A 22464-nucleotide genomic window follows, 5' to 3' on the forward strand; every position below is an offset into this window, starting at 1 on the left:
TTTCATTTTACACTACTCAAAAAAGAAATTTACTTAATATTCCAATCGTTGCTTAAAGAATAAAATTATTCTGAGAATTCGAGTGTAATCACTTTAGAATTATGAGATTTATGTTAGAATTATATATGTAACTCAAATATATTGAACATTATGGATCATTACATAATTTCAAAAAATAAGGAGAGTTTTTGAAAATGAAAATTTCTTTATCTAGCAAGAAATTAATGTCAACAGTTTTAGGGACAGGTGTTGCTTTAACTGTGCTTGGAATAGGAAATTCTGATGTAAATGCACAGGAAGATGCAGATGTTTATGATTATGCTGATTTTCCACAAAGGGTAACTAACGATGCTGAACCAACAGGTGAAGGTGAGTTAAGAGTCGCGTATGTTTCTGATACACCGTTTGAAGGTACATTAAACTATAACTTCTACCAAGGTGCACCGGATGCTGCGTTTATCGATTACTTTGATGAATCCGTATTAACGATCGACGAAAACCAAATATTTACTCAAGATGGTGCATTAACCTTTGAACTTAACCATGATGACAACACAGTTACGTTTACTTTAGAAGAAGGTATTCTGTGGCATGATGGCGTTGAAGCAACAATCAATGACTACGTTGCATCTTACGAAGTAATCGGTCACCCTGACTACACAGGTGTACGTGGTTCAACACCAGGTTTCACATTAATAGAAGGTTACAATGATTACCGTGCAGGTGATGCAGATTCAATCAGTGGTATCGAAGTGATCGATGATTACACAGCGACGTTCCAGTATGAAGAATTACCACCATCATTATTATCAGGTGGATTCTGGTCTTACTTATTCCCATCTCACCACTATGAAGGTGTAGAAGTTGCGGATATGCCAGATGCACCACAAACACGTGAGAACCCAATCGGTATTGGACCTTACAAAGTAGATTCAATTACATCAGGTGAAGCAGTCGTTTATGAACGTTTCGATGACTACTGGAGAGGTACGCCTCAGTTAGATTCAGTCGTTGTTCAAACGGTATCACCTGCAGCAATTGCAAACTCAATGGCGAATGGTGATTACCATATTGCGAGCGGGTTCCCTACAGATCAGTTCCCGGATGTAGCAGATATGGAGGGTGTTGAGTGGTTGGCTCAGTTAGATCCAGCATACACTTACATCGGATTCAAACTTGGTCATTGGGATAACGAGGCGAATGAAGTAGTTTATGACCCAGAAAACGCTAAGATGGGTGACGTAAATCTTCGTAAAGCAATGTGGCATGCAATTGACAACGATACAGTGGGTGAGCGTTTCTACAACGGTTTACGTTGGAAAGCAACTTCATTAACAACACCTTATCACGCGACATATCATAAAGATGATTTAGAAGTACCTGAGTTCGATGTAGACTTAGCAAATCAAATCCTTGATGAAGCTGGTTACGAGTACGATGGTGATTTCAGAACGACTCCAGAAGGTGAACCATTAACAATCAACTTTGCTTCAATGAGTGGTGGGGATACTGCTGAACCATTAGCAAACTACTACATCCAATCATGGAGAAACATCGGCCTTGATGTTCAGTTAACAAACGGTCGTCTGATCGAATTCAACACATTCTACGATATGGTTGAGAACGATAATGAAAGTGTCGATATCTACCAAGGTGCTTGGGGTGTAGGTACGGATGCGGATCCTTCTGGTTTATACGGAAGAAATTCAGCGTTTAACTACACGCGTTATGCTTCTGAAGAAAATGATGAGTTAATGGCTAAAATCAACTCACAAGATTCTTTAGACATTGACTACCGTACTGAAGCGTTCCACGAGTGGCAAGAATTAATGGCTGAAGAGATTCCAGTAATCCCAACACTTTACCGTGCAATCGTAATGCCAGTTTCTGAAGACGTTGTCAACTACTCACTTGAATTCGGATTTAACGAAGACACATTACTTTACAATGTCGGATTATCTGAATCAGAATAAGAAATAAATTTCAACTGCCCTGAGCATAATGCTCGGGGCTTTTTTATCGTCTGAACATATATGTACCAATGTATTCATATGTATTTTCTGACTATTTTGAATTAAGAGATATCGTGTAAAGATAAACAATAAATCGCTTTCAAATTAAAAAAAGATGAAAATAATTCAAGATTTTGATTGCATCTGTAAAAAATTATGATAAACTACATGTATAAGTTCAGGTGGAGATACAATTTTATGCATCGAAACACTAACTTATCTTTTATAACAAGAGGAGGAGCTTTTTCATGAGGTTTTCTAAGAAGAAGTTAATGTCAGCGGTACTTGGTACCGGAGTAGCACTTGCAGTATTAGGGGTAAATGGTGCAGATGTTAGTGCACAGGATGAAGTTTTCAACTACGATGATTTCCCAAAAACAGTATCTAATGATGCTGAACCAACAGGTGAAGGTGAGTTAAGAGTTGCTTATGTTTCTGATACGCCATTTGAAGGTACTCTAAACTGGAACTTCTACCAAGGTGGACCAGATGCAACATTTATTGGTTATTTTGATGAGTCAGTATTAACGATTGATGACAACCAAATCTTTACTCAAGATGGCGCACTAAACTTTGAACTTGACTACGATAACAACTTAGTAACGTTCACGTTAAATGAAAATGTCGTATGGCACGATGGTACGCCGGCAACGATCAATGACTATGTTGCTTCTTACGAAATTATCGGACACCCTGACTACACAGGTGTACGTGGTTCAACACCAGGTTTCACTTTAATTGAAGGTTATAACGAGTACCGTGCGGGTGAAGCAGATTCAATCAGTGGTATCGAAGTAATCGATGACTACACTGCGACATTCCAATATCAAGAATTACCACCATCATTATTATCAGGTGGATTCTGGTTCTACTTATTCCCATCTCACCACTATGAAGGTGTAGAAGTTGCGGAAATGGCTGATGCACCACAAACGCGTGAGAACCCAATCGGTATTGGACCTTACAAAGTAGCGTCTATTACACCGGGTGAAGCGATTGTTTACGAACGTTTCGATGATTACTGGAGAGGTACTCCACAATTAGATTCAATCGTAATGCAAGTTGTATCTCCAGCGGCAATTGCAAACGCAATGGCAAATGGTGACTACCATGTAGCGCCTGGATTCCCTACAGATCAGTTCCCTGATGTAGCAGATATGGAAGGCGTTGAGTGGTTAGGTCAGTTAGACGCTGCATACACGTACATTGGTTTCAAACTTGGTCATTGGGATGACGAGGCTAAAGAAGTAGTTTATGACCCAGAAAACGCTAAGATGGGTGACGTAAATCTTCGTAAAGCAATGTGGCATGCGATTGACAACGATACAGTGGGTGAGCGTTTCTACAACGGTTTACGTTGGAAAGCAACTTCATTAACAACACCATTCCACGCAACATATCATAAAGATGATTTAGAAGTACCTGAGTTCGATGTAGACTTAGCGAATCAAATCCTTGATGAAGCTGGTTACGAGTACGATGGTGACTTCAGAACGACGCCAGACGGAGAAGAGTTAGTGATTAACTTCGCTTCGATGAGTGGTGGAGATACTGCTGAACCATTAGCGAACTACTACATCCAATCTTGGAGAAACATTGGACTTAACGTTCAGTTAACAAATGGTCGTTTAATCGAATTCAACACATTCTACGATATGGTTGAAAATGATGACGAAAGTATCGACATCTACCAAGGTGCTTGGGGTGTAGGTACAGATGCGGATCCTTCTGGTTTATACGGAAGACAAGCAGCGTTTAACTACACGCGTTATGCAACTGAAGAAAATGATGAGTTATTGGCTAAAATCAATTCACAAGAATCTTTAGACATCGATTACCGTACTGAAGCGTTCCACGAGTGGCAAGAATTAATGGTTGAAGAGATTCCAGTAATTCCTACACTTTACCGTTCATACGTAACACCAGTATCACTTGATGTTGTTAACTGGTCTGAAGAGTTCGGATTCAACGAAGAGTACTTACTATACAATATTGGTTTAGCGCCACAAGAATAATAAGTACTTATAAAGATAAGTTAAACACCCAACATTTGTTGGGTGTTTTTTTGTGCTTAGATCGAATATAAGTAATTATGTATTAAAAGAATAGTCTGAAAAAAATATAAATAGTTATTTTGAGTAAAATTTCTCTTTATCAATCTTTAATATGAGAATTAAATAAAAAAACATTTAAAATTAAGTTGCATCATTAAAATTTTATGATAATATTGTTGTATAAGATAAACGGTATATACATATATATACATAGGACATCTTATGAACATAGAGTACCTGAATAAGGAAGGAATTTTTTTTATGAGGTTTACGAAGAAAAAGTTGATGTCCGCAGTACTTGGTACTGGAGTCGCTCTTGCAGTTTTAGGAGTAAACGGTGCTGATGTGAGTGCACAAGATGATGAACATCCAATTTTTAACTATGAAGATTTTCCGAAGACAGTATCAAATGATGCTGAACCTTCAGGAGAAGGTGAGTTAAGAATTGCATATAGTTCAGATGCGCCTTTTGAGGGCACATTTAACTGGGCGTTCTATACGAATGTCGTCGACTCAAGAATTATGGGTTATTTTGATGAAAGTGTCTTCACAATCGATGAAAACCAAATGTTCACTCAAGAAGGTGCCATGCAGTTTGATATCGATGAAGAGGAAAGAACAGTCACATTTACATTACAAGAAGGTGTCCTATGGCATGACGGCGTTGAAGCGACAATACATGACTATGTCGCATCGTATGAAGTGATCGGACACCCTGATTATGAAGGTGTGCGAGGTTCAACGTTAGGATTCTCATTACTAGAAGGATTCAATGAATATCGTGATGGTGAAGCAGATGAGATTAGTGGCATCGAAGTCATCGATGACTACACAGCTGTATTCCATTATGAAGAAATTATTCCATCATTATTATCCGGTGGATTCTGGGCCTACTTATTCCCAACGCATCATTATGAAGGTTTAGAAGTGGGTGAAATAGCAGAATCAGATCTCACAAGACAAACACCTATTGGTATAGGACCATATCAAGTATCATCGATCAGTCCTGGTGAGTCTGTGACCTATGAGAGATTTGATGACTACTGGCGCGGTACACCATCCATGGATGGTATCGTCTTAGAAATCGTGTCACCATCAACTGTAGCAACAGCAATGCAGAACAATGATTATCATTACACAATTGCGTTCCCTGTGAACCAATTTCCTGATGTTGCTGAAATTGAAGGGGTGGAATGGCTCGCGAATATGAGTTCAGTTTTATCTTATGTTGGATTTAAACTGGGTGAGTGGGACGATGAAGCAGGTGAAGTCGATTATAAGCCAGAAGAGATGAAGATGGGAGACATCGAGTTGCGTCGTGCAATGTGGCATGCGATTGATAACGAAACGGTTGCTGAGCGTTTCTACAACGGTTTGCGTTGGGAAGGTACGACATTACTGCCACCTTACTATGCATCATACTTCGATGAAACAATTGAATCTCCAGAGTACAGCCCTGAAATTGCTGAAGAGATTTTAGATGAAGCAGGATATGAATATGATGGTGATTACCGACTGACACCAGAAGGTGAAGAATTAGAGATTAGCATGGCGTTTATTGGTGGCTCAGATGTTGCTGAAGCGTTGGCAAACTATTATATTCAATCGTGGAGAAATGTCGGATTAAATGTGAGTTTATACAATGACCGTATGTTAGAGTTCAATGCCTTCTATGACATGGTGGATGAGGATGCTGAAGGTATCGATATCTATCAAGGCTCATGGGCATATGGTTCGGATGCAGATCCTGCACACTTCTATGGACGTGGTGCACGCAACAACTATCCGAGATATGCGAGTGAGGCAAATGATGAGCTGTTAGAAAAGATCAACTCACCAGAAGCATTTGATAACGAGTATAGAACGGAGCTATTCTATGAATGGCAAGAATTGATGCGTGAAGAGATGCCGGTTATTCCGATTCTTTACGGATCAGGTGTCCACCCTGTATCGACTGATGTCGTGAACTTCACAGTGGAGTACGGATTTAATGAAGAAACCGCATTATATAATATCGGCTTAGTTGAAGAAGAAGAATAAGGCCGATAAAAAACGATATTATTTGTAACTGCCTTCTGTCCATCGGATAGAGGGTAGTTTTTCATTTAAAGAGAAATATATTCTGTTGAAATTAGTTGCTTAAAGATGATTAAAAGTACGTTTATATTTTATTTATGTTAATAATATGTTAAATTAGTACCAAGTCATAAGATTAGGTGTAAAAAGGTGAGAATATGAAAAATGTAGGTGTACTCGGCATCGGGTCATATGTGCCCGAACGTGTGTTTACAAATTTTGATTTCGAAAAAATCATGGATACGAGCGATGAATGGATTACAGAAATGACAGGTATCCGTGAGAGACGTTATGCTGATGATGATACAGATACGAGTGATTTAGCATTTTATGCAGCAGAAGAGGCAATGAGAAATGCAGGTGTCACACGTGATGAAATTGATCTTTTACTCGTTGCGACAAGTTCAGGAGACCATAGATTTCCGAGCGTTGCTGCGATGCTCCAAGAAAGACTTGAATTAAAGCATATTGCAGCGATGGATCAGCTTGCTGCATGCACGGGTTTTATCTATAGTATGGTAACGGCACAACAGTTTATACAGACAGGCGCTGCCAGTAAAGTGCTCGTTGTCGGTGCTGAAAAATTAACGAAGTTGACAGATTTTAGTGACCGTTCGAGTGCGATGCTATTTGGTGATGGTGCTGCGGCAGTTGTGATGGGTGAAGTTGCAGAAGGATATGGAATCAAATCATTTGAACTCGGCAGTAATGGTTCAGGCGGACAACATTTGTATGAAGATAAAGAAAACGGGTATTTAAGAATGAATGGTCGTGAAGTATTTAAATTTGCAGTGCGACAAATGGGCGAATCGAGTGTGAATGTTGTTGAAAAGGCAGGACTTCAATCAGATGATGTTGATCGACTCATTCCACACCAGGCGAATATCCGTATTATGGAAGCAGCGCGTAAGAGAATGAATCTGCCAGTCGAGAAGATGAGTCACACAATCGATAAATATGGAAATACGTCGGCGGCTTCAATCGGCTTGAGCATTCATCATGATATTAAGAATGGTTTAATTCACGACGGAGATAACCTCGTTTTAGTCGGCTTTGGGGGCGGCTTAACATGGGGTGCGATTTGTATGACATGGGGTAACAATAAGGAGGAAAATAATGAGTAAGAAAAGAGTAGTAATCACTGGCGTTGGTGCTTTAACACCGATTGGAAATACAGCAAGAGATACATGGGAAAATGCATTAAAAGGGACAAACGGAATCGATAAAATTACCCGTATCGATACTGAAAAATATAATGTTTCACTTGCAGGTGAGTTAAAGAACTTTGACGTTGAGGATTACATTGAAAGAAAAGAAGCGCGTAAGATGGATAGATTCACTCAGTACGCAATCGTCGCTGCTGATGAAGCGATTAAAGACAGTGGCCTCGAGATTAATGAAAGTAATAACGAGCGTGTCGGTGTGTGGATTGGTTCAGGAATCGGTGGTATCCAGGCGCTTGAAGATGGATTTATAGTATTGGATCGTAAAGGGCCGCGTCGCGTAAGCCCGTTCTTCGTACCGATGATGATTCCAGATATGGCAAGTGGTCAAGTATCGATTCGACATGGTGCAAAAGGACCGAACGGTGCGACAGTAACTGCTTGTGCGACTGGTACAAACTCAATCGGTGATGCATTTAAAATTATCGAGCGTGGAGACGCAGACGTGATGATAACAGGTGGTACAGAGGCGCCGATCACTAACATGGGGATTGCCGGATTCCAAGCAAGTCGTGCGCTTAGTCTAGAGAGTGATCGTGACAAAGCATGCCGTCCATTCGATAAAAACCGTGACGGATTCATCATGGGTGAAGGTGCGGGTGTCGTTATTATAGAAGAACTCGAGCATGCGAAGGCACGCGGTGCAAAAATCTATGCTGAGTTAGTTGGCTACGGTATGACAGGAGACGCATACCACATTACAGCGCCAGCTGAAAATGGTGAGGGCGGTCAGCGTGCAATGAAACTTGCGATGAAAGATGCTGGCATTGAAAAAGAAGAGCTCGGTTACATTAATGCACACGGTACAAGCACGCCATATAATGATCTATATGAAGCGGTGGCGATTAGTCACGTGTTTGGTGAACATACTCAGAAATTACTCATTAACTCAACGAAATCGATGATGGGTCACTTGCTCGGTGGAACAGGAGCGGTTGAAGTAATTGTGACGGCATTCTCACTACAAGAAGGAAAAGTACATCCAACAATCAACGTGAGAGAGCAAGATGAAGAAATCAAACTGAACGTGTGTAAAGACGGCGTTGTCGAGGCACCAGATCTGAAGTATGCCATGACAAACTCACTCGGATTCGGCGGACACAACGCGTCGCTCGTATTGAAGAAATGGGAAGATGAATAATTATTTGATTATTGATGATTGATTGAGACTGGAGGAGCTGATCCTCCAGTCTTTTTTTTGTGGTTGTTGGTGGGGTTGCTGGTTTGAGAGGAGGCAGGTTGCGTGAGTGGGGACTATTTGGTATGACCTGCCAATTCAAATGGAAAAACGACTGCGAATTGGCAGTATTTTGCTTTTCCTGCCAATTTAAAGCTAAAATCCACTGTGAATTGGCAGCAATTGATTATAACTGCCGATTCAAGAGAGAAAAATGCTCTGAATTGGCAGGGTAAGATTTTACTAGATACTTCTCAGAGCAAGTGATGTCTTCTTTCTCTCTTATGCTCACTCACACCAGAAAATCCCGGTGAATGAGCACGGATTCCGGTTTCATGGTAACTCGCGCCCAAAAATCTCGGTGAGTGAGCACGGATTCCGAATTCATGGTAACTCACGCCTAAAAATCTCTGTGAGTTACCACGATTTCCGGTTTCATGGTAACTCAAGCCCAAAAATCTCTGTGAGTTACCACGAGAAGATCAATCCTCTATAATCACTCCGGATTTTTATCCCACTCACTCAGGAATTTTTTCCTTAAGAGCGTTTTAGATGTCTCCCAGAATTAATGATTAACGTGATTGATGTCACAATCCAAATCAACAAAAGAACTTATAATGAATGTAGCAAAGGAGGCGTATACACTTGTTAAAAGAACTAAAGCAGTCAATTTTGAACAATTCGACGATTGATACTCGGAATATGTCTACAGAACAATTCCTGACTCATGTGATTTTGCTCATTCATACGCACCCAGATTTAGAGTTTGAAAAAGTAAAACCATACTTGATTGAATTTTTTAATGGTTCACCTAAAGCACCAACTAATAAAGATCATCCTATAAATATTCTGGTAAAACACCAACAAAGATTTTCGAAACACATTAAAGTCATAGAATCATTACTCGAAGACTATGCTAACAATCAACAGGACATATCTTTTTATCTGAATGCATTAAAAAATATAAATAATTATTTTAATGTGAAGGAGAAGTTGCTGTTTCCATTGCTCGAACGATATGGCCAATATCAGTTGCCGCGCAGGATATGGGAGATGGACGATTATTTGCGTGTGTCGTTGCAAGCGATGCAGAAACGTGTGGAAAAGCTCGAATCGGTTCATCCAAGACACATCCATTCGACATTTCGGGAGATTCAAACGACTTTTAATTATTTAAAAGATAGTGAGCAGTACATACTCTACCCGCTATGTGATGCGTTGTTTACAGAAGAAAATTGGCAGCAAGTGGCACGGGAGGCGACAGCTTTTCATTTTGATATGTTGGATTACGTGGAGAACGAAGAGGTTATTAATCCAAGTCAAAATCTAGATGATAAAATTCAACATCCCTTTGGAAATGGATTTTTAACAATGAAAGAAGTTAATTTGATTTTGAACAGTTTGCCGCTAGAGTTGACTTTTATAGATGAACGTGGCATTTTTAAGTACTTTAATCATATTGTTGAAGCGCAAGATATGCTATTTATCCGAACACCGCTATCGATCGGTCGACATGTTGCCAACTGCCATCCACCTAGAAGTCTTAAGAACATGATGAAAGTTATCCGACTTCTGAAGTCTAGGGAGGAAGAGCAAGTAGCAATGTGGTTTAAAAGGGGAGAAGTGTTTATCCATGTGACTTACGTTGCTGTTTTTGATGAAGATGATACATTCAAAGGCGTTTTAGAATACGTACAGGATATAAATCCGTATGTGGAGCTACCTCGGGCGACGAAAAAGCATGTTTAGCGATTAGAAAATGATCTGCGTGTCAATGAGCGTTGCTCACAGACACGCAGAAAGATTTGACGGACTATGAGATGCACTCACGGACGTGCAAATGGATTTGACGGACTATGAGATGCGCTCACGGTCTTGCAAACGGATTTGACGGACTATGAGATGCGCTCACGGTCTTGCAAACGGATTTGACGGACTATGAGATGCGCTCACGGTCGTGCAAATGGATTTGACGGACTATGAGATGCGCTCACGGACGTGCAAATGGATTTGACGGACTATGAGATGCGCTCACGGTCTTGCAAATGAATTTGACGGACTATGAACTACTCTCACTGACGCGCAGATTGATTTGCGTTCCAATGAGCGTTGCTCACAGACACGCAAACGGATTTGCATTCCAATGACCCTAGCTCATAGACACACAAACCCACACACAAACCAAGAGTCAAACAACAACAATCTACTTCCTTCTTCTACTCCGACCAAGACCGATGGCATTTTCCATCTTGTCTACCATTCGATTCGCCTTAATCGACGCGCGCTCAGCACCAGCATCTAAAATACTATCTAATTCGCCACTGTCGATGAAATAGTTCACGCGTTCTTGGAAACCGGTCAAGAAGTCGGCCACAACTTCGCCCAGTTCGCTCTTGAACGTACCGTAGTTCGAATCTTTATATTTCTCTTCCAACTCTTCAATAGACATGCCACTCAAGCTGCTATAAATAACAAGCAAGTTAGAAATTCCTGGCTTTTCTTCCTTATCATACTTAATTTCAGAACCCGAATCTGTCACTGCACTGCGAATTTTCTTTGCAGCAGCTTTAGGATCATCCAACAAGCTGATGTATGACTTCGGATTGTCATCACTCTTACTCATTTTTTTCGACGGATCATTCAAGCTCATAATGCGTCCGCCGAACTCTGGCAATTTCGCCTCAGGTACTGTCAAAATATCGTTATACTTATTGTTAAAACGCTCCGCTAAATCACGCGTTAATTCCAAATGTTGACTTTGGTCATCACCGACTGGCACGACATCTGCGCCGTAGATTAAAATATCAGCCGCCATTAAACTTGGATATGTCAACAAACCGACTGAAATGCCATCTTTCGTCGCTTGTTTGCGGGCTTTATCCTTGTATTGCGTCATGCGTTCAAGCTCTCCAATATATCCGATACACTGCATTAACCAAGCGGCACGTGCATGTGCTGGGACTTCGCTTTGGATAAATAGCGTCACCTTTTCTGGATTAAGTCCACTTGCCAGATAAATTGCAGCAAGCTTTATTGTATAATCTCTTAATTTTAAACGGTCTTGCGGTACTGTGATGGCATGCTGATCAACGATACAAAAGTATGCATCATACGATTCTTGCATCTCTGCAAATTGTTGATACGCACCGATGTAGTTACCGATGGTTGGTATGCCACTGGGTTGTACACCCGAAAATAATGTTTTCATACTTAAGCCCCTTTTCAAATCATTCATAAGTCTATAAAATAGTATACATAAGGTTATTATACACGAAAACATATTGTGTCTAAATATTTAAAATTCTTGAAATATTGAAAATTTATGCATAATATAACAACATTTTCATTTCTTTTTAATGTTAATAATCTATAATTGAATCACAGTAAGTAATAAGTTGCAAAGAGACGGATTGTCTCTGGACAAAATTTTAGCATTGGAGTGTGAGATTATATGGTAACTTTATTTACTTCTCCAAGTTGCACATCTTGTCGTAAAGCGAAACAATGGTTGAAAGAACATGATATATCGTTTAAAGAAAGAAATATATTCTCAGATAAATTAACACTTGATGAAGTTAAAGAGATTTTGAGAATGACTGAAGACGGAACTGAAGAAATCATCTCAACACGTTCTAAAACATTCCAAAAATTAAATCTGGATATTGATAGTTTACCGATGAAAGAATTATATCAAATTATTATGGATAACCCAGGCATTTTAAGACGTCCAATCATCATTGATGAGAAAAGACTTCAAGTGGGTTACAATGAAGATGAAATTCGTCGTTTCTTACCGAGACAAGTTAGAACATTTCACTTAGAAGAAGCAATGAAGCTTGCAGACCTATAATGAATTAAGTATAAAAGAACTCTGAATATATATTCAGAGTTCTTTTTTTAGTTTTAAGGGTCTCTTATTGGGAATATGATATGGAAGTATTGTATAATAAAAACTAACCATATCTAGGAGGTGTTTCTGATGAGAATAGAACGTGTGAATGATTCAACAATCAAACTCTTTATCACGTATCAAGATATCGAAAAAAGGGGATTTAACAAAGAAGACCTTTGGACGAATCGTAAAAAAGGTGAGGAATTTTTCTGGTCATTGATGGATGAAGTTGACCATGCAGAAAAGGAATCATTTAATTTTGAAGGCCCATTATGGATTCAAGTCCACGCCTTCGATAAAGGGGTTGAAGTCGTCGTAACGAAACGTGATGAACGTGACTTTAGTGTTGATATTTCAGAAGAAAACCCCGAGGAAAGTGAATTGATGGACTTGCTTGAAGAAGCAAATGCCGAAAATCAAAACGTCTCCCACAACACGGGATCATTATGGGAAGAGCCGCTCATGATTAAATTTGATGATTTTGATGATTTAATCAGATACAGTTATCAAGCGGATGTAGATGAGCTATTGTTTGAAGACTTACTCATCACTTTCAACAACAAATACTATTATCTAATGTATATAAATCGTGGCATGTCTTATCGTACAATTTCAGGATTAGAAGCAAAAGCTTTGGAATTCGGTAATGCGGCAGATGAAACATATGAAATGGTTTATGAATATGGAACTGCAATTATGAGTTACAACGTTCGACGACAAGTTAAAAAATATTTTGAACTTCACAAGTAAAAAAAATAACTTATAAAAAATCTCCTTATATTATATGAGGGGGTTTTTTTATGTTTATAGCACTTGATGAAAATAAGCAGCCAGTATCGGTTGACGAAGCAAAACGCGGTGGGGCATATTTTTGTCCTGTTTGTGATTCCAAAGTGACGTTTAAAGCAGGTACCGTACGTATTCCGCACTTTTCGCATTACCGTATTGAGCAATGTATCCGCTATTTATACAAAGCCGAATCTATTCAACACTTGCAAGCAAAACATGATTTGTACTTACACATTAAAGCATCACGAGACGTCGATATGGAAATCTATTTGAGTGAAATTGAGCAAATTCCAGATCTTTTAATGGATAAAACAGCAATCGAAATTCAGTTGTCGACAATTTCCATTGATTTGTTGCTAGCCCGCACGCGTGGGTATGGGACGTTAGGCATGAATGTCGTCTGGTTACTGGATGAACATGCGTTAAATCCGGAACAACCGACGCAGTTTCAACTGTCAACGATGAAGTCTCACCATTTATTTACGTATGATATAGACGCGCAAGCAGTGTATCGGTACGAAATGATTTATTTTGATGGCTTCAAGTGGCATTACATGCGTGAGAAGATCGATGCAACATTGCTTGATCAACCACCCACATTACGCCCACAAAAATTCCATAAAGTATCTGAGACAGTGGCTAAAAAATTAATTAAAAGGGCGAAGCAAAAGGGCAGTGTACAAGACGTCACGCTTGGTGCGTTGTATCAGTTAGAATGGCAGTTAAAAGATATTCCTAAATGGATGATGACGGTAACGCCGAACGAGCGTTGGATTCTAAATTCTCCACTAGAATGGAAGCTTTTCGTATATCAATCTATAAAAAATCAGTCGTTTGACCTAGATAATTTTATGGGTTTTATCAGACTAAGGACGCTATATGACGTACCAAACAAACTAGAAATCGCGCAATCACTGATGCAGGACTATTATTTGTTAAATATTTCACAAAATGTTACGGAACTTGAAATTTCTAGTTAAAAATGTGAAAATGTAACTATCAACCTTTGGAGGGATTTAGAAATGTCAAAAGTTATGAAACGTGAAGAACAACGTGTTGAAGACACGTGGAATTTAGCATCAATATTTGAATCAGATGATGCGTTCGAAAGAGAACTAAAAGATATTGAAAAATACTTAGATAAAGGCGAAAAATTTAAAGAAGGCATCGATTCAAAAGAGATGCTATTAGAAGCACTAGAAACAGAGCGTGAAATTTCTGAGAAAGCTTCAAAATTATATGTGTATGCACATTTAAAGCATGACCAAGATACGTCTAACGATACTTACACAGCAATGGAAGGTCGCGTGCGTAGCGTCTTGGTAAAAGTGAATACAGCGTGGAGTTTCTTAACACCGACGATCATGAACATTGATGAGGAAACGTTAAATGAGTGGGCACAAGATGACTCTTTAAAAGAGTTCAAATTTGATTTAGAAAAATTGAATGCGAAACGTGCACATGTGTTATCTGACAAAGAAGAGAATATTTTAGCACAATCAAGCGAAGTGACGGGCAGCCCGACACAGACGTATATGATGTTTAACAATGCAGATTTAGAATTTCCTGACGTTGTAGATGGAGAGGGGAACAAGCACCCATTATCACAAGGGACTTTTATTGATCATGTGAAGTCAGATGACCGTGTCCGTCGTCAAAGTGCATATGAAAATCTATATGCAACGTACAGAGGTTTCGAAAATACAATTTCATCAACGCTTCAAGGTGTCGTTTCAGCACATGCATTTGAGGCGAGTGTGCGTGGTTATAAGTCGAGTCGTCATCAAGCGTTATCGAAAAACTTTATCCCTGAGAGTGTCTATGACAACTTAGTTAAAACAGTAAATGACAACTTGCATTTACTTCACAAATATACTGAATTGCGCAAGCGTATTTTAGGTCTTGATGAGTTAAAGATGTACGATATGTACACACCGCTTGTCAGAGATGTTGAGTTTGATATGACATATGAGAATGCGAAAGAGTGGATGTTAAAATCTCTTGAACCGATGGGTGAGGAATTTACAGACATCGTTAAAGAAGGTTTAGAAAACCGTTGGGTAGACGTTTATGAAAACAAAGGGAAGCGCTCAGGTGCATACTCTTCAGGTACGTACGGTACGAATCCATTCATCCTGATGAACTGGACAGACTCTGTAAACAACTTGTTCACATTGACACACGAGTTCGGCCACAGTGTACACAGCTACTTATCACGCAAGTACCAAAACTCTAATCAAGCGGGCTATTCAATTTTCGTTGCAGAAGTTGCGAGTAACTTCAACGAAGCATTGCTTGCAGATTACATGATGAAGAATTTAGAAGACGATAAAAAGAAAATGTACTTGTTAAATGAGCAATTGGATGGATTCCGCGGTTCAGTATTCCGTCAAACGATGTTTGCTGAATTCGAACACGAAATTCACACGATGAAAGAGTCGGGTACACCGTTAACAGCAGGTGCGCTGAACAAGTTATATGGAGATTTGAACAAGAAATACTTCGGTGATTCAGTGAGTTATGACGATAATATCGCAACAGAATGGGCACGTATCCCACACTTCTACATGAACTACTACGTATATCAGTATTCAACTGGATATGCAGCAGCTCAAAGTTTAGCAGACCAAGTGTTGCGCGGAGGAAAAGATGTCGCTGAGCGATACATGAACGAGTTCTTGAAGAAAGGTTCATCAGACTATCCGATCAACGTGCTTAAAAATGCGGGTGTTGACATGACGACGACAGAACCGATTGAGAACGCGATGAAAGTGTTTGAAAGACAGCTAAATGAATTAGAAGCTTTACTCGATAAAGCAGAATAATAATATTGTGCGATCACCAACTGTTTGGTGGTCGCGTATTTTTCTTATTATGTATGGCCTATCAATTGAAACCATTTGTGGACAGGCGTATATTTGAATTAGAGAATTCTTCACACAGACTTACCCCTTTGTTTGTTAGAATTCAAGAAACAACCCCTTTATATGAATATGCTCACAGCATGTGCTGTGAGTATTTCTTTTTGTCTAATTTCTATTCATCATTAATACAAAAATCATACAAGATTCCCTGTGGCGTCGCGTGAGCCTGTAGTCTCACTGCGGACGCTATTCCCCAAGGAGTCAAGTATGATTTTTTTGTAAGTCATAGCGTATTTCTCTCATCTTTTTCCACAAAAAATCCGGCCCCAGAAGAGGGACCGGACTTCACTCAATTCGAATGCACTTTATAATATTTTCCATAATCTGTTTCAAACGATGTAATCAATCGTTGCATCTGCATTTTGTTTAATTCTTTCAACAATAGACCCGGTCGCCAACCGTAAACTTCTTGTAATTCAGCGAAGCTGACGATCTCAAATTTTTCAATGTATTCAAAAATTGTCGGCAGCTGCCTCTTGTTAATATTAAAGTCGATGAGTCCATTGACGATATGTGTAAATATGTAGTACGGATGTGTACCTTCAATTTTAATGCCTGCTTCGTGGACATCACCACCAAAAAACACAAATGAAGGGTTTTCTTCAATGTCCATCTCTCTATACACACTCAAGTCGCGCTTGAGCAGTGCGCGCACCGTATCGTTCTGCATATCTTCAATGAATACATCTAAATCAAGCCCAGCGAGTCGTGCACTTGAGCGTATGATGTCTTCTGTGCAAATCGAGCGGTTTGGTGCCAATCGATTTAACAAGAAACGCAAGAAATTTCTCGCTTTTAGTTGACCTTGCAATTCAGCGGCTTTATAAGCCAAAGCAATGTTATCCATGTCGCCTGATGATTGTGCTTGGCATTTCGTTAAAACTTTTAATGACGGCGATAAAATTTTGCGTAAAATAATATAGTCACGATATTCGATCATCAATTTGTTAATGATTGGTTCAACTCTTAAACAATCTTCACAAAAGGGATCGAAAAAGTAAAAAATCTCTACGGATTTATCGGTCGTTTCCACGAGTGGAAACAAGTCTTGTAGTTTTTCTGATTTCATCGAATATCACCTATCAATTATGTTCATCTACTGGCGTGTTCACCATAATTTGACCCACTTGCTCATAGCGGTCCATCAACGCCTTTTGTAGTTCCTCTTCTAAACCAACATCTTGCATTGCACGGCGCATATTTTTAAGCCATGCTTCTTTTTCTATGTCAGTAATACGAAACGGCATGTGTCGTGCGCGCATCATCGGGTGGCCAAACTCTTGTATATATAAATTCGGGCCGCCAAGAAACTGTGTTTGAAATAATTTTTGTTTATATGCGATTTCATCCCAGTTTTGTGGGAATATTTTTAGTAAGATCTCATCTTGTGAAACATAGCCATAAAATGTGTCTATCATTCGGTGAAGGCGTTCTTCTCCAACTTTTTCAAATAATGTACTCATTCTACTTTCTCCTTATACAATGTACGATAAAACCGCTCGCTCTTCGGTAAGTCTGAGCGTGCTTCAATTTGATTTCTCTCTAAAAATTGTTTGAAATAAATCTCTCCGCTATCATATGCGAGTGCTTCGAATTCTAGCTCATAGTCAACTGTGTTTAAGTATGTACTCTTATCAAGAACGAGTAATCCAGCATCTACCACAGTTTCAAGTCGTTCCGTATGTAAACGGCCTTGTACTTTCAGTGCAGATATATCAATATGATGCACGTTCAGTTCGTCGGCGATATTTTGTGGCATCTGTTTTAATAGATTGCTATTTATTGGTTCTTCTATTGTACCATCAAACTCTAAAATTCCGCCCGAAACAGGCTTCTTCAAAGTCATCATATGTGTTTTTCCAATGACACGAACGCGCAACATCATGCGATTTCGACGCAAGTCAAAGTCATCAGTATCGATGTATATGTTCTCTTGTGAAATTAAAGACGCGTTAACAAAGTAGGTGACTTTCAAACGGTCAAATGTTTTTTTATCGAGTAACGTCTTAAATTCAATTTCCAAATGTGCCATGTGGTCAACTCCTTAATAGATATTATGATTAATATTAAAACTCATGTAAAGCAAACTGATTTTATGATGATTGCTATGTTAAAATAATAGAGCGAGGTGAAGTAAATTGGATATATATGTTACTGAAATTAAAATTGAAAACGATGAAATGAAATTATTTACTGATAAAACAACAGCAGGCATGACATTAGCCAATCGAATGATTGTTGATTCTGACAATTTTTCTTTTATATATTTGCTAGATGATGGAGAAATGTTTAAACGATTGCACTTCGTTCAAGAGACGTGGTCAATGCTCGAAGATCATAAAGGGAAGCAAATGATTGTGAACGATGATATCGTACTCACAGACTTCTGGGATGAGCTCAATGATTTACTTGAGAATATTGAAGGCAACAACAATTATGGGCAAGCATTTGAGGAAGCGGTAGTCAGTGTACTGAGACAATAATGTTGAAGGATGATTGCATATGGATAAGTGGGATATTTTTTTATCGCCTTACGAACAGGCCATTCAAGAGTTAAAAATCAAGTTAAAAGGCATCCGTAAGGACTATCAAGTGAATCAACAGACCTCACCGGTAGAATTTGTAACCGCACGCGTCAAACCGATAAAAAGCATCATTGAAAAAGCGAATGTGCGCAACATTCCATATGATCGCTTGCGTGAAGAAATGTACGATATCGCCGGTGTGCGCGTCATGTGTCAATTTGAAGATGATATCGAAGTGATTTGTGAGCAAATTAGAAATCGTACGGATATGATTGTCGTTGAAGAACGCGACTATGTAACTGAGATCAAATCAAGTGGGTATCGTTCTTACCATATGATTTTAAAATATCCGGTCGAGACAATTGACGGTACGATCGTAATCTTAGCTGAGTTACAAATCCGTACGCTCGCCATGAATTTTTGGGCAACGATTGAGCACTCGCTCAACTATAAATATCAAGGTGAGTATCCACCAGAAATTCAACGTCGCCTACAAAATGCGGCACAAGCAGCACAACTGTTGGACCGAGAAATGTCAGAGATCCGTGAAGAGATTATGGAAGCACAGAAGTATTTTTCAAAGAAACGAAAATAATGATGATGAGGTGTCGTTCTATGCGTTATTCAGTCGTTGTGAAAACCGATTCAGAATCTGCAGCAATTTCAGAATTGTTACACGAAAAATTAGAGAAGATTAATTTTAAAAGAGATGATGACGCACCAGAGATTGTGATTTCAATTGGAGGGGACGGCACGTTGCTTCATGCATTCTCTAAGTATAAATCCATGTTGGAAAAAGTGGCTTTTATCGGTGTGCATACCGGACACCTTGGCTTCTATGCAGATTTTAGGCCACATGAACTGGATATATTAGTCGACCGACTCGCATCAAATCGTATTGATGTCATCGATTACCCATTGTTAGAAGTGGACTTGTTTTTCCATGACGGCTCAAAAGATTCTAAGCTCGCATTGAATGAAGCGACGTTAAGAACCCATGATGGGTCCACACTCGTTTCAGACGTCTCTATAAAAGAAAATCACTTTGAGAGATTTCGTGGCGATGGCTTATGTATTTCAACACCGAGTGGTTCTACTGCGTACAACAAATCACTCGGTGGGGCACTCGTCCACCCATCTTTCCGTGCGATGCAAATGACAGAGATTGCATCGATTAATAACAGGGTATTTAGAACTGTAGGGGCGCCACTCATTTTACCAGCGCATCATTACATTAAAATGTCACTCGTGAATGCTGGACATTATAAAGTGACTGTGGACACGAATCATTTTCTATATGACAGACTCGAACGCATTGAATGTCGTGTGGCAAAAGAATCTGTGCGCTTCGCACGCTTGCGCTCATTGCCATTTTGGCAACGTGTACACAACTCATTTATTGCCGATAAACTTTAGTCGCAGGAGGTCGCTATGACAGAACAAGAGAACACTGAACTAAATGAAGAACAGCTACAATTAATTGAACAACTTCGTAGTGATGATCGTGCGACTTTTAAAGAAACATTTTTAGACTTGCACGAATATGAACAGAGTGAGCTTTACATCGCGATGGACGACGAAGAAAAGGCACGTCTATACGCTGTGTTATCACCTGAAGAAGTCGCAGAGTTCTATGATTCTATCGATATCGATGACGTGGATCACGACTATTTATTTGAAACGATGGACTCTCGCTATGCAGCAAAAATGTTGGAAAGCATGCAATTTGATAATGCCGTAGATATTTTAAATGAACTATCAAGAGAAAAGATGACTTCACTGCTCGCTTTAATGCAACCGGAGTCTCGTGCTGAAATCAGCAGTTTAATCAACTATGAAGCCGATACTGCCGGCGGTATTATGACGACCGAGTACGTCAGCATCGAATCAACGATGACCGTCAGAGAAGCAATGCGTTACTTAAAAGAAGCTGCACCAGACTCTGAGACAATCTACTATGTGTTCGTCGTCGATCAAGAAAAACTCGTCGGAATTATCAGTTTAAGAGAGTTGATCATCTCTGATGACGATGAATATATCGGAGACGTCATGATTGAGCGTGTCGTCAGTGTCAACACAGGCGTCGACCAGGAAGAAGTTGCGCAATTAATGCGAGACTACGACTTCCTAGCCATTCCGGTAACCGATTATCAAGGGCACCTACTCGGTATCATCACGCACGATGACATCATCGACGTTATCGACGAAGAGGCGAGCGAAGACTATGCACGACTTGCCGGTTTAACAGACGATGAGAACACAAATGAGAACGCGTTCTCTACAGCAAAGAAACGACTCCCATGGTTGGTCGGCTTAACGTTCATGGGAATGATTACTGCAACGATGTTGACGACGTTTGAAGATACGTTGCAACAAGTCGCGGTGCTCGGGGCCTTTATCCCCATTATTGGTGGTATGGCAGGTAATACAGGCACACAATCGCTCGCGGTCGCTGTACGTGGTATTTCGAGTGGTGAAATCAAGGATGCAAGTAAGACACGAATTGCGATGCGTGAGATGGGTTCAGGTTTTATTACAGGAATCGTTTGTGGGGCGATTCTACTCGTTATCATTACGCTGATGTACCAAGAAGTGATGCTCGGCGTAATCGTGAGCGTCAGTTTAATTATTGCGATGACGTTTGCAACTTTGACAGGGACACTCGTGCCGATGTTTATGAATAAGATCGGCATCGACCCAGCGATTGCCAGCGGTCCTTTTATAACAACGGGGAATGACATCATCAGCTTGCTCGTCTATTTCAGTTTGGCGAATATGTTTATCCATACGCTGCTTTAAAATAGTTGATTTTTGTGTGATTTAATAGTAAATTAGCACTAGGTACTAAATACAAAATATGAATTTAAAAGGAGCTCGACCATGAATTTAGAAGGTAAAACGTATGTAATTATGGGTGTTGCCAACAAGCGAAGTATTGCATGGGGTGCTGCACAAGCATTAGATAAGATGGGTGCGAAACTCGTCTTCACAATTTTAAATGAACGCTTCCGTAAAGAACTCGATAAACTACTCGTAGAACTGGAAGGCGATCACGACGTTGTTGTTGAGTGTGACGTACAAGATGACGCAGCAATCGAGAGCGCGTTTAAAGAAATCGGAGAAAAAGTTGGGAAAATCGACGGCGTGATGCATGCCATTGCATTCGCACCACGTGAAGATTTGATTGGCGAGTACGTAGAAACAAGCCGCCAAGGATTCCAAACAGCATTAGATATTTCAGCGTATTCATTAACAGCAATTGCGAACCAAGCGAAAGAAATTTTCAACGAAGGTGCATCAATCGTAACGATGACATATCTAGGTGGAGAGCGCGCAGTACCAAACTATAACGTGATGGGTGTAGCGAAAGCTGCACTAGACTCAAGTGTTCAATACTTAGCATCAGACCTCGGACCAAAAGGATTCCGTGTCAATGCAGTATCAGCAGGGCCAATCCGTACGCTTTCTTCGTCAGCGGTTGGTGAGTTCAAATCAATCCTAAAAGTAATCGCAGAGCGCGCACCGTTACGCCGCAACGTCGATCAGCTAGAAGTCGGTAATGCAGTTGCATTCCTACTGTCTGATTTAGCGAGCGGTATTACAGGTGAAGTATTGCATGTAGACTCAGGGTATCATATTTTATAAATTAATTTTGGTTAGTGGGACAGCGACCGCGGGGCGGTCGCTGTTTTTTGGTTGGTTTGTTGGGTTAAACCCATCTGGGTGTCAGTGAGCGAGTCTCATTGGAACGCAAATCAATCTGCGTGTCAGTGAGCAAGTTTCATTGGAACG

The 22464-nt window shown here is 39.9% G+C and carries 19 protein-coding genes; 15 read left to right on the forward strand and 4 right to left on the reverse strand.

From position 1 onward, the window contains the following. Positions 1 to 194 precede the first annotated feature (194 nt). The 6 genes from BMW30_RS06420 (at position 195) to BMW30_RS06445 (ending at position 10291) form a co-directional block, all read left to right on the forward strand. Positions 195 to 1973, forward strand: a complete 1779-nt coding sequence (locus BMW30_RS06420) for an oligopeptide ABC transporter substrate-binding protein (RefSeq protein WP_091475008.1) — start codon at positions 195 to 197, stop codon at positions 1971 to 1973. A gap of 287 nt (positions 1974 to 2260) precedes the next feature. Beyond that, positions 2261 to 4027, forward strand: coding sequence for an oligopeptide ABC transporter substrate-binding protein (locus BMW30_RS06425; protein ID WP_091475010.1), 1767 nt, complete (start codon positions 2261 to 2263; stop codon positions 4025 to 4027). A 300-nt stretch (positions 4028 to 4327) separates the two neighbouring features. After that, complete coding sequence (locus BMW30_RS06430) at positions 4328 to 6106, forward strand: ABC transporter substrate-binding protein (protein WP_245705643.1); 1779 nt, start codon at positions 4328 to 4330, stop codon at positions 6104 to 6106. A gap of 194 nt (positions 6107 to 6300) precedes the next feature. Beyond that, the gene (locus tag BMW30_RS06435; RefSeq protein WP_091475014.1) at positions 6301 to 7266 is read left to right on the forward strand and encodes a beta-ketoacyl-ACP synthase III; all 966 of its coding nucleotides are present in this window, start codon (positions 6301 to 6303) and stop codon (positions 7264 to 7266) included. Further along, on the forward strand, positions 7256 to 8506 hold the full coding sequence (gene fabF / locus BMW30_RS06440; RefSeq protein ID WP_377910962.1) for a beta-ketoacyl-ACP synthase II: 1251 nt from the start codon (positions 7256 to 7258) through the stop codon (positions 8504 to 8506). The genes BMW30_RS06435 and fabF overlap by 11 nt, the downstream gene beginning before the upstream one ends. 681 nt (positions 8507 to 9187) lie before the next feature. Continuing rightward, positions 9188 to 10291, forward strand: coding sequence for a PAS domain-containing protein (locus BMW30_RS06445; RefSeq protein WP_091475018.1), 1104 nt, complete (start codon positions 9188 to 9190; stop codon positions 10289 to 10291). Positions 10292 to 10745: 454 nt separating this feature from the next. On the opposite strand, the gene trpS is transcribed toward BMW30_RS06445, so the two are convergent. Then, the gene (gene trpS, locus BMW30_RS06450; RefSeq protein ID WP_091475020.1) at positions 10746 to 11750 is read right to left on the reverse strand and encodes a tryptophan--tRNA ligase; all 1005 of its coding nucleotides are present in this window, start codon (positions 11748 to 11750) and stop codon (positions 10746 to 10748) included. A 243-nt stretch (positions 11751 to 11993) separates the two neighbouring features. On the opposite strand from trpS, the gene spxA reads away from it, so the two are divergent. From spxA to pepF, 4 genes are all read left to right on the forward strand, one after another. Next, positions 11994 to 12392, forward strand: coding sequence for a transcriptional regulator SpxA (gene spxA, locus BMW30_RS06455; RefSeq protein WP_091475022.1), 399 nt, complete (start codon positions 11994 to 11996; stop codon positions 12390 to 12392). A gap of 129 nt (positions 12393 to 12521) precedes the next feature. After that, positions 12522 to 13184, forward strand: a complete 663-nt coding sequence (locus BMW30_RS06460; RefSeq protein WP_091475023.1) for an adaptor protein MecA — start codon at positions 12522 to 12524, stop codon at positions 13182 to 13184. A 50-nt stretch (positions 13185 to 13234) separates the two neighbouring features. After that, positions 13235 to 14203, forward strand: a complete 969-nt coding sequence (locus tag BMW30_RS06465) for a competence protein CoiA (RefSeq protein ID WP_091475025.1) — start codon at positions 13235 to 13237, stop codon at positions 14201 to 14203. 42 nt (positions 14204 to 14245) lie between these two features. Beyond that, the gene (gene pepF, locus BMW30_RS06470; RefSeq protein WP_091475027.1) at positions 14246 to 16048 is read left to right on the forward strand and encodes an oligoendopeptidase F; all 1803 of its coding nucleotides are present in this window, start codon (positions 14246 to 14248) and stop codon (positions 16046 to 16048) included. Positions 16049 to 16436: 388 nt separating this feature from the next. Here the strand turns inward: pepF and BMW30_RS06475 are convergent, their stop codons facing one another. The 3 genes from BMW30_RS06475 to BMW30_RS06485 are packed head-to-tail and all read right to left on the reverse strand — an operon-like array spanning position 16437 to position 18179. Next, the gene (locus tag BMW30_RS06475) at positions 16437 to 17216 is read right to left on the reverse strand and encodes a DsbA family protein (protein ID WP_091475029.1); all 780 of its coding nucleotides are present in this window, start codon (positions 17214 to 17216) and stop codon (positions 16437 to 16439) included. A gap of 13 nt (positions 17217 to 17229) precedes the next feature. After that, positions 17230 to 17610 (reverse strand): globin domain-containing protein, encoded by a 381-nt coding sequence (locus BMW30_RS06480; RefSeq protein ID WP_091475031.1) that lies wholly within the window; start codon positions 17608 to 17610, stop codon positions 17230 to 17232. Then, complete coding sequence (locus BMW30_RS06485) at positions 17607 to 18179, reverse strand: CYTH domain-containing protein (protein WP_091475033.1); 573 nt, start codon at positions 18177 to 18179, stop codon at positions 17607 to 17609. The genes BMW30_RS06480 and BMW30_RS06485 overlap by 4 nt, the downstream gene beginning before the upstream one ends. Before the next feature lie 106 nt (positions 18180 to 18285). On the opposite strand from BMW30_RS06485, the gene BMW30_RS06490 reads away from it, so the two are divergent. The 5 genes from BMW30_RS06490 to fabI all read left to right on the forward strand — a co-directional run bounded on the left by BMW30_RS06490 (position 18286) and on the right by fabI (position 22317). Next, entirely contained in the window at positions 18286 to 18630 is a 345-nt protein-coding gene (locus BMW30_RS06490) for a UPF0738 family protein (RefSeq protein WP_091475034.1), read from the forward strand. Between the two features lie 19 nt (positions 18631 to 18649). Continuing rightward, positions 18650 to 19267, forward strand: coding sequence for a GTP pyrophosphokinase (locus BMW30_RS06495; protein ID WP_091475037.1), 618 nt, complete (start codon positions 18650 to 18652; stop codon positions 19265 to 19267). 20 nt (positions 19268 to 19287) lie between these two features. Continuing rightward, a complete protein-coding gene (locus tag BMW30_RS06500; protein WP_091475039.1) occupies positions 19288 to 20088 on the forward strand; it encodes an NAD kinase in 801 nt (266 codons plus the stop codon). A gap of 15 nt (positions 20089 to 20103) precedes the next feature. Beyond that, positions 20104 to 21471: a magnesium transporter gene (gene mgtE, locus BMW30_RS06505; protein ID WP_091475041.1), complete on the forward strand. Its 1368-nt coding sequence runs from the start codon at positions 20104 to 20106 to the stop codon at positions 21469 to 21471. Positions 21472 to 21552: 81 nt separating this feature from the next. After that, positions 21553 to 22317, forward strand: a complete 765-nt coding sequence (fabI, locus tag BMW30_RS06510) for an enoyl-ACP reductase FabI (protein WP_091475043.1) — start codon at positions 21553 to 21555, stop codon at positions 22315 to 22317. The last annotated feature ends 147 nt before the right edge of the window (positions 22318 to 22464 follow it).

It is taken from the genome of Aliicoccus persicus, from assembly GCF_900110815.1.
Taxonomy (GTDB): domain Bacteria; phylum Bacillota; class Bacilli; order Staphylococcales; family Salinicoccaceae; genus Aliicoccus; species Aliicoccus persicus.

Excerpts from the sequence above, each read along its gene's own strand:
- BMW30_RS06420 (WP_091475008.1), top strand. The coding sequence starts at position 195 with ATGAAAATTTCTTTATCTAGCAAGAAATTAATGTCAACAGTTTTAGGG.
- BMW30_RS06425 (WP_091475010.1), top strand. The coding sequence starts at position 2,261 with ATGAGGTTTTCTAAGAAGAAGTTAATGTCAGCGGTACTTGGTACCGGA.
- BMW30_RS06430 (WP_245705643.1), top strand. The coding sequence starts at position 4,328 with ATGAGGTTTACGAAGAAAAAGTTGATGTCCGCAGTACTTGGTACTGGA.
- BMW30_RS06435 (WP_091475014.1), top strand. The coding sequence starts at position 6,301 with ATGAAAAATGTAGGTGTACTCGGCATCGGGTCATATGTGCCCGAACGT.
- trpS (WP_091475020.1), bottom strand. The coding sequence starts at position 11,750 with ATGAAAACATTATTTTCGGGTGTACAACCCAGTGGCATACCAACCATC.
- spxA (WP_091475022.1), top strand. The coding sequence starts at position 11,994 with ATGGTAACTTTATTTACTTCTCCAAGTTGCACATCTTGTCGTAAAGCG.
- BMW30_RS06460 (WP_091475023.1), top strand. The coding sequence starts at position 12,522 with ATGAGAATAGAACGTGTGAATGATTCAACAATCAAACTCTTTATCACG.
- BMW30_RS06465 (WP_091475025.1), top strand. The coding sequence starts at position 13,235 with ATGTTTATAGCACTTGATGAAAATAAGCAGCCAGTATCGGTTGACGAA.
- pepF (WP_091475027.1), top strand. The coding sequence starts at position 14,246 with ATGTCAAAAGTTATGAAACGTGAAGAACAACGTGTTGAAGACACGTGG.
- BMW30_RS06475 (WP_091475029.1), bottom strand. The coding sequence starts at position 17,216 with ATGAAATCAGAAAAACTACAAGACTTGTTTCCACTCGTGGAAACGACC.
- BMW30_RS06480 (WP_091475031.1), bottom strand. The coding sequence starts at position 17,610 with ATGAGTACATTATTTGAAAAAGTTGGAGAAGAACGCCTTCACCGAATG.
- BMW30_RS06485 (WP_091475033.1), bottom strand. The coding sequence starts at position 18,179 with ATGGCACATTTGGAAATTGAATTTAAGACGTTACTCGATAAAAAAACA.
- BMW30_RS06495 (WP_091475037.1), top strand. The coding sequence starts at position 18,650 with ATGGATAAGTGGGATATTTTTTTATCGCCTTACGAACAGGCCATTCAA.
- BMW30_RS06500 (WP_091475039.1), top strand. The coding sequence starts at position 19,288 with ATGCGTTATTCAGTCGTTGTGAAAACCGATTCAGAATCTGCAGCAATT.
- mgtE (WP_091475041.1), top strand. The coding sequence starts at position 20,104 with ATGACAGAACAAGAGAACACTGAACTAAATGAAGAACAGCTACAATTA.
- fabI (WP_091475043.1), top strand. The coding sequence starts at position 21,553 with ATGAATTTAGAAGGTAAAACGTATGTAATTATGGGTGTTGCCAACAAG.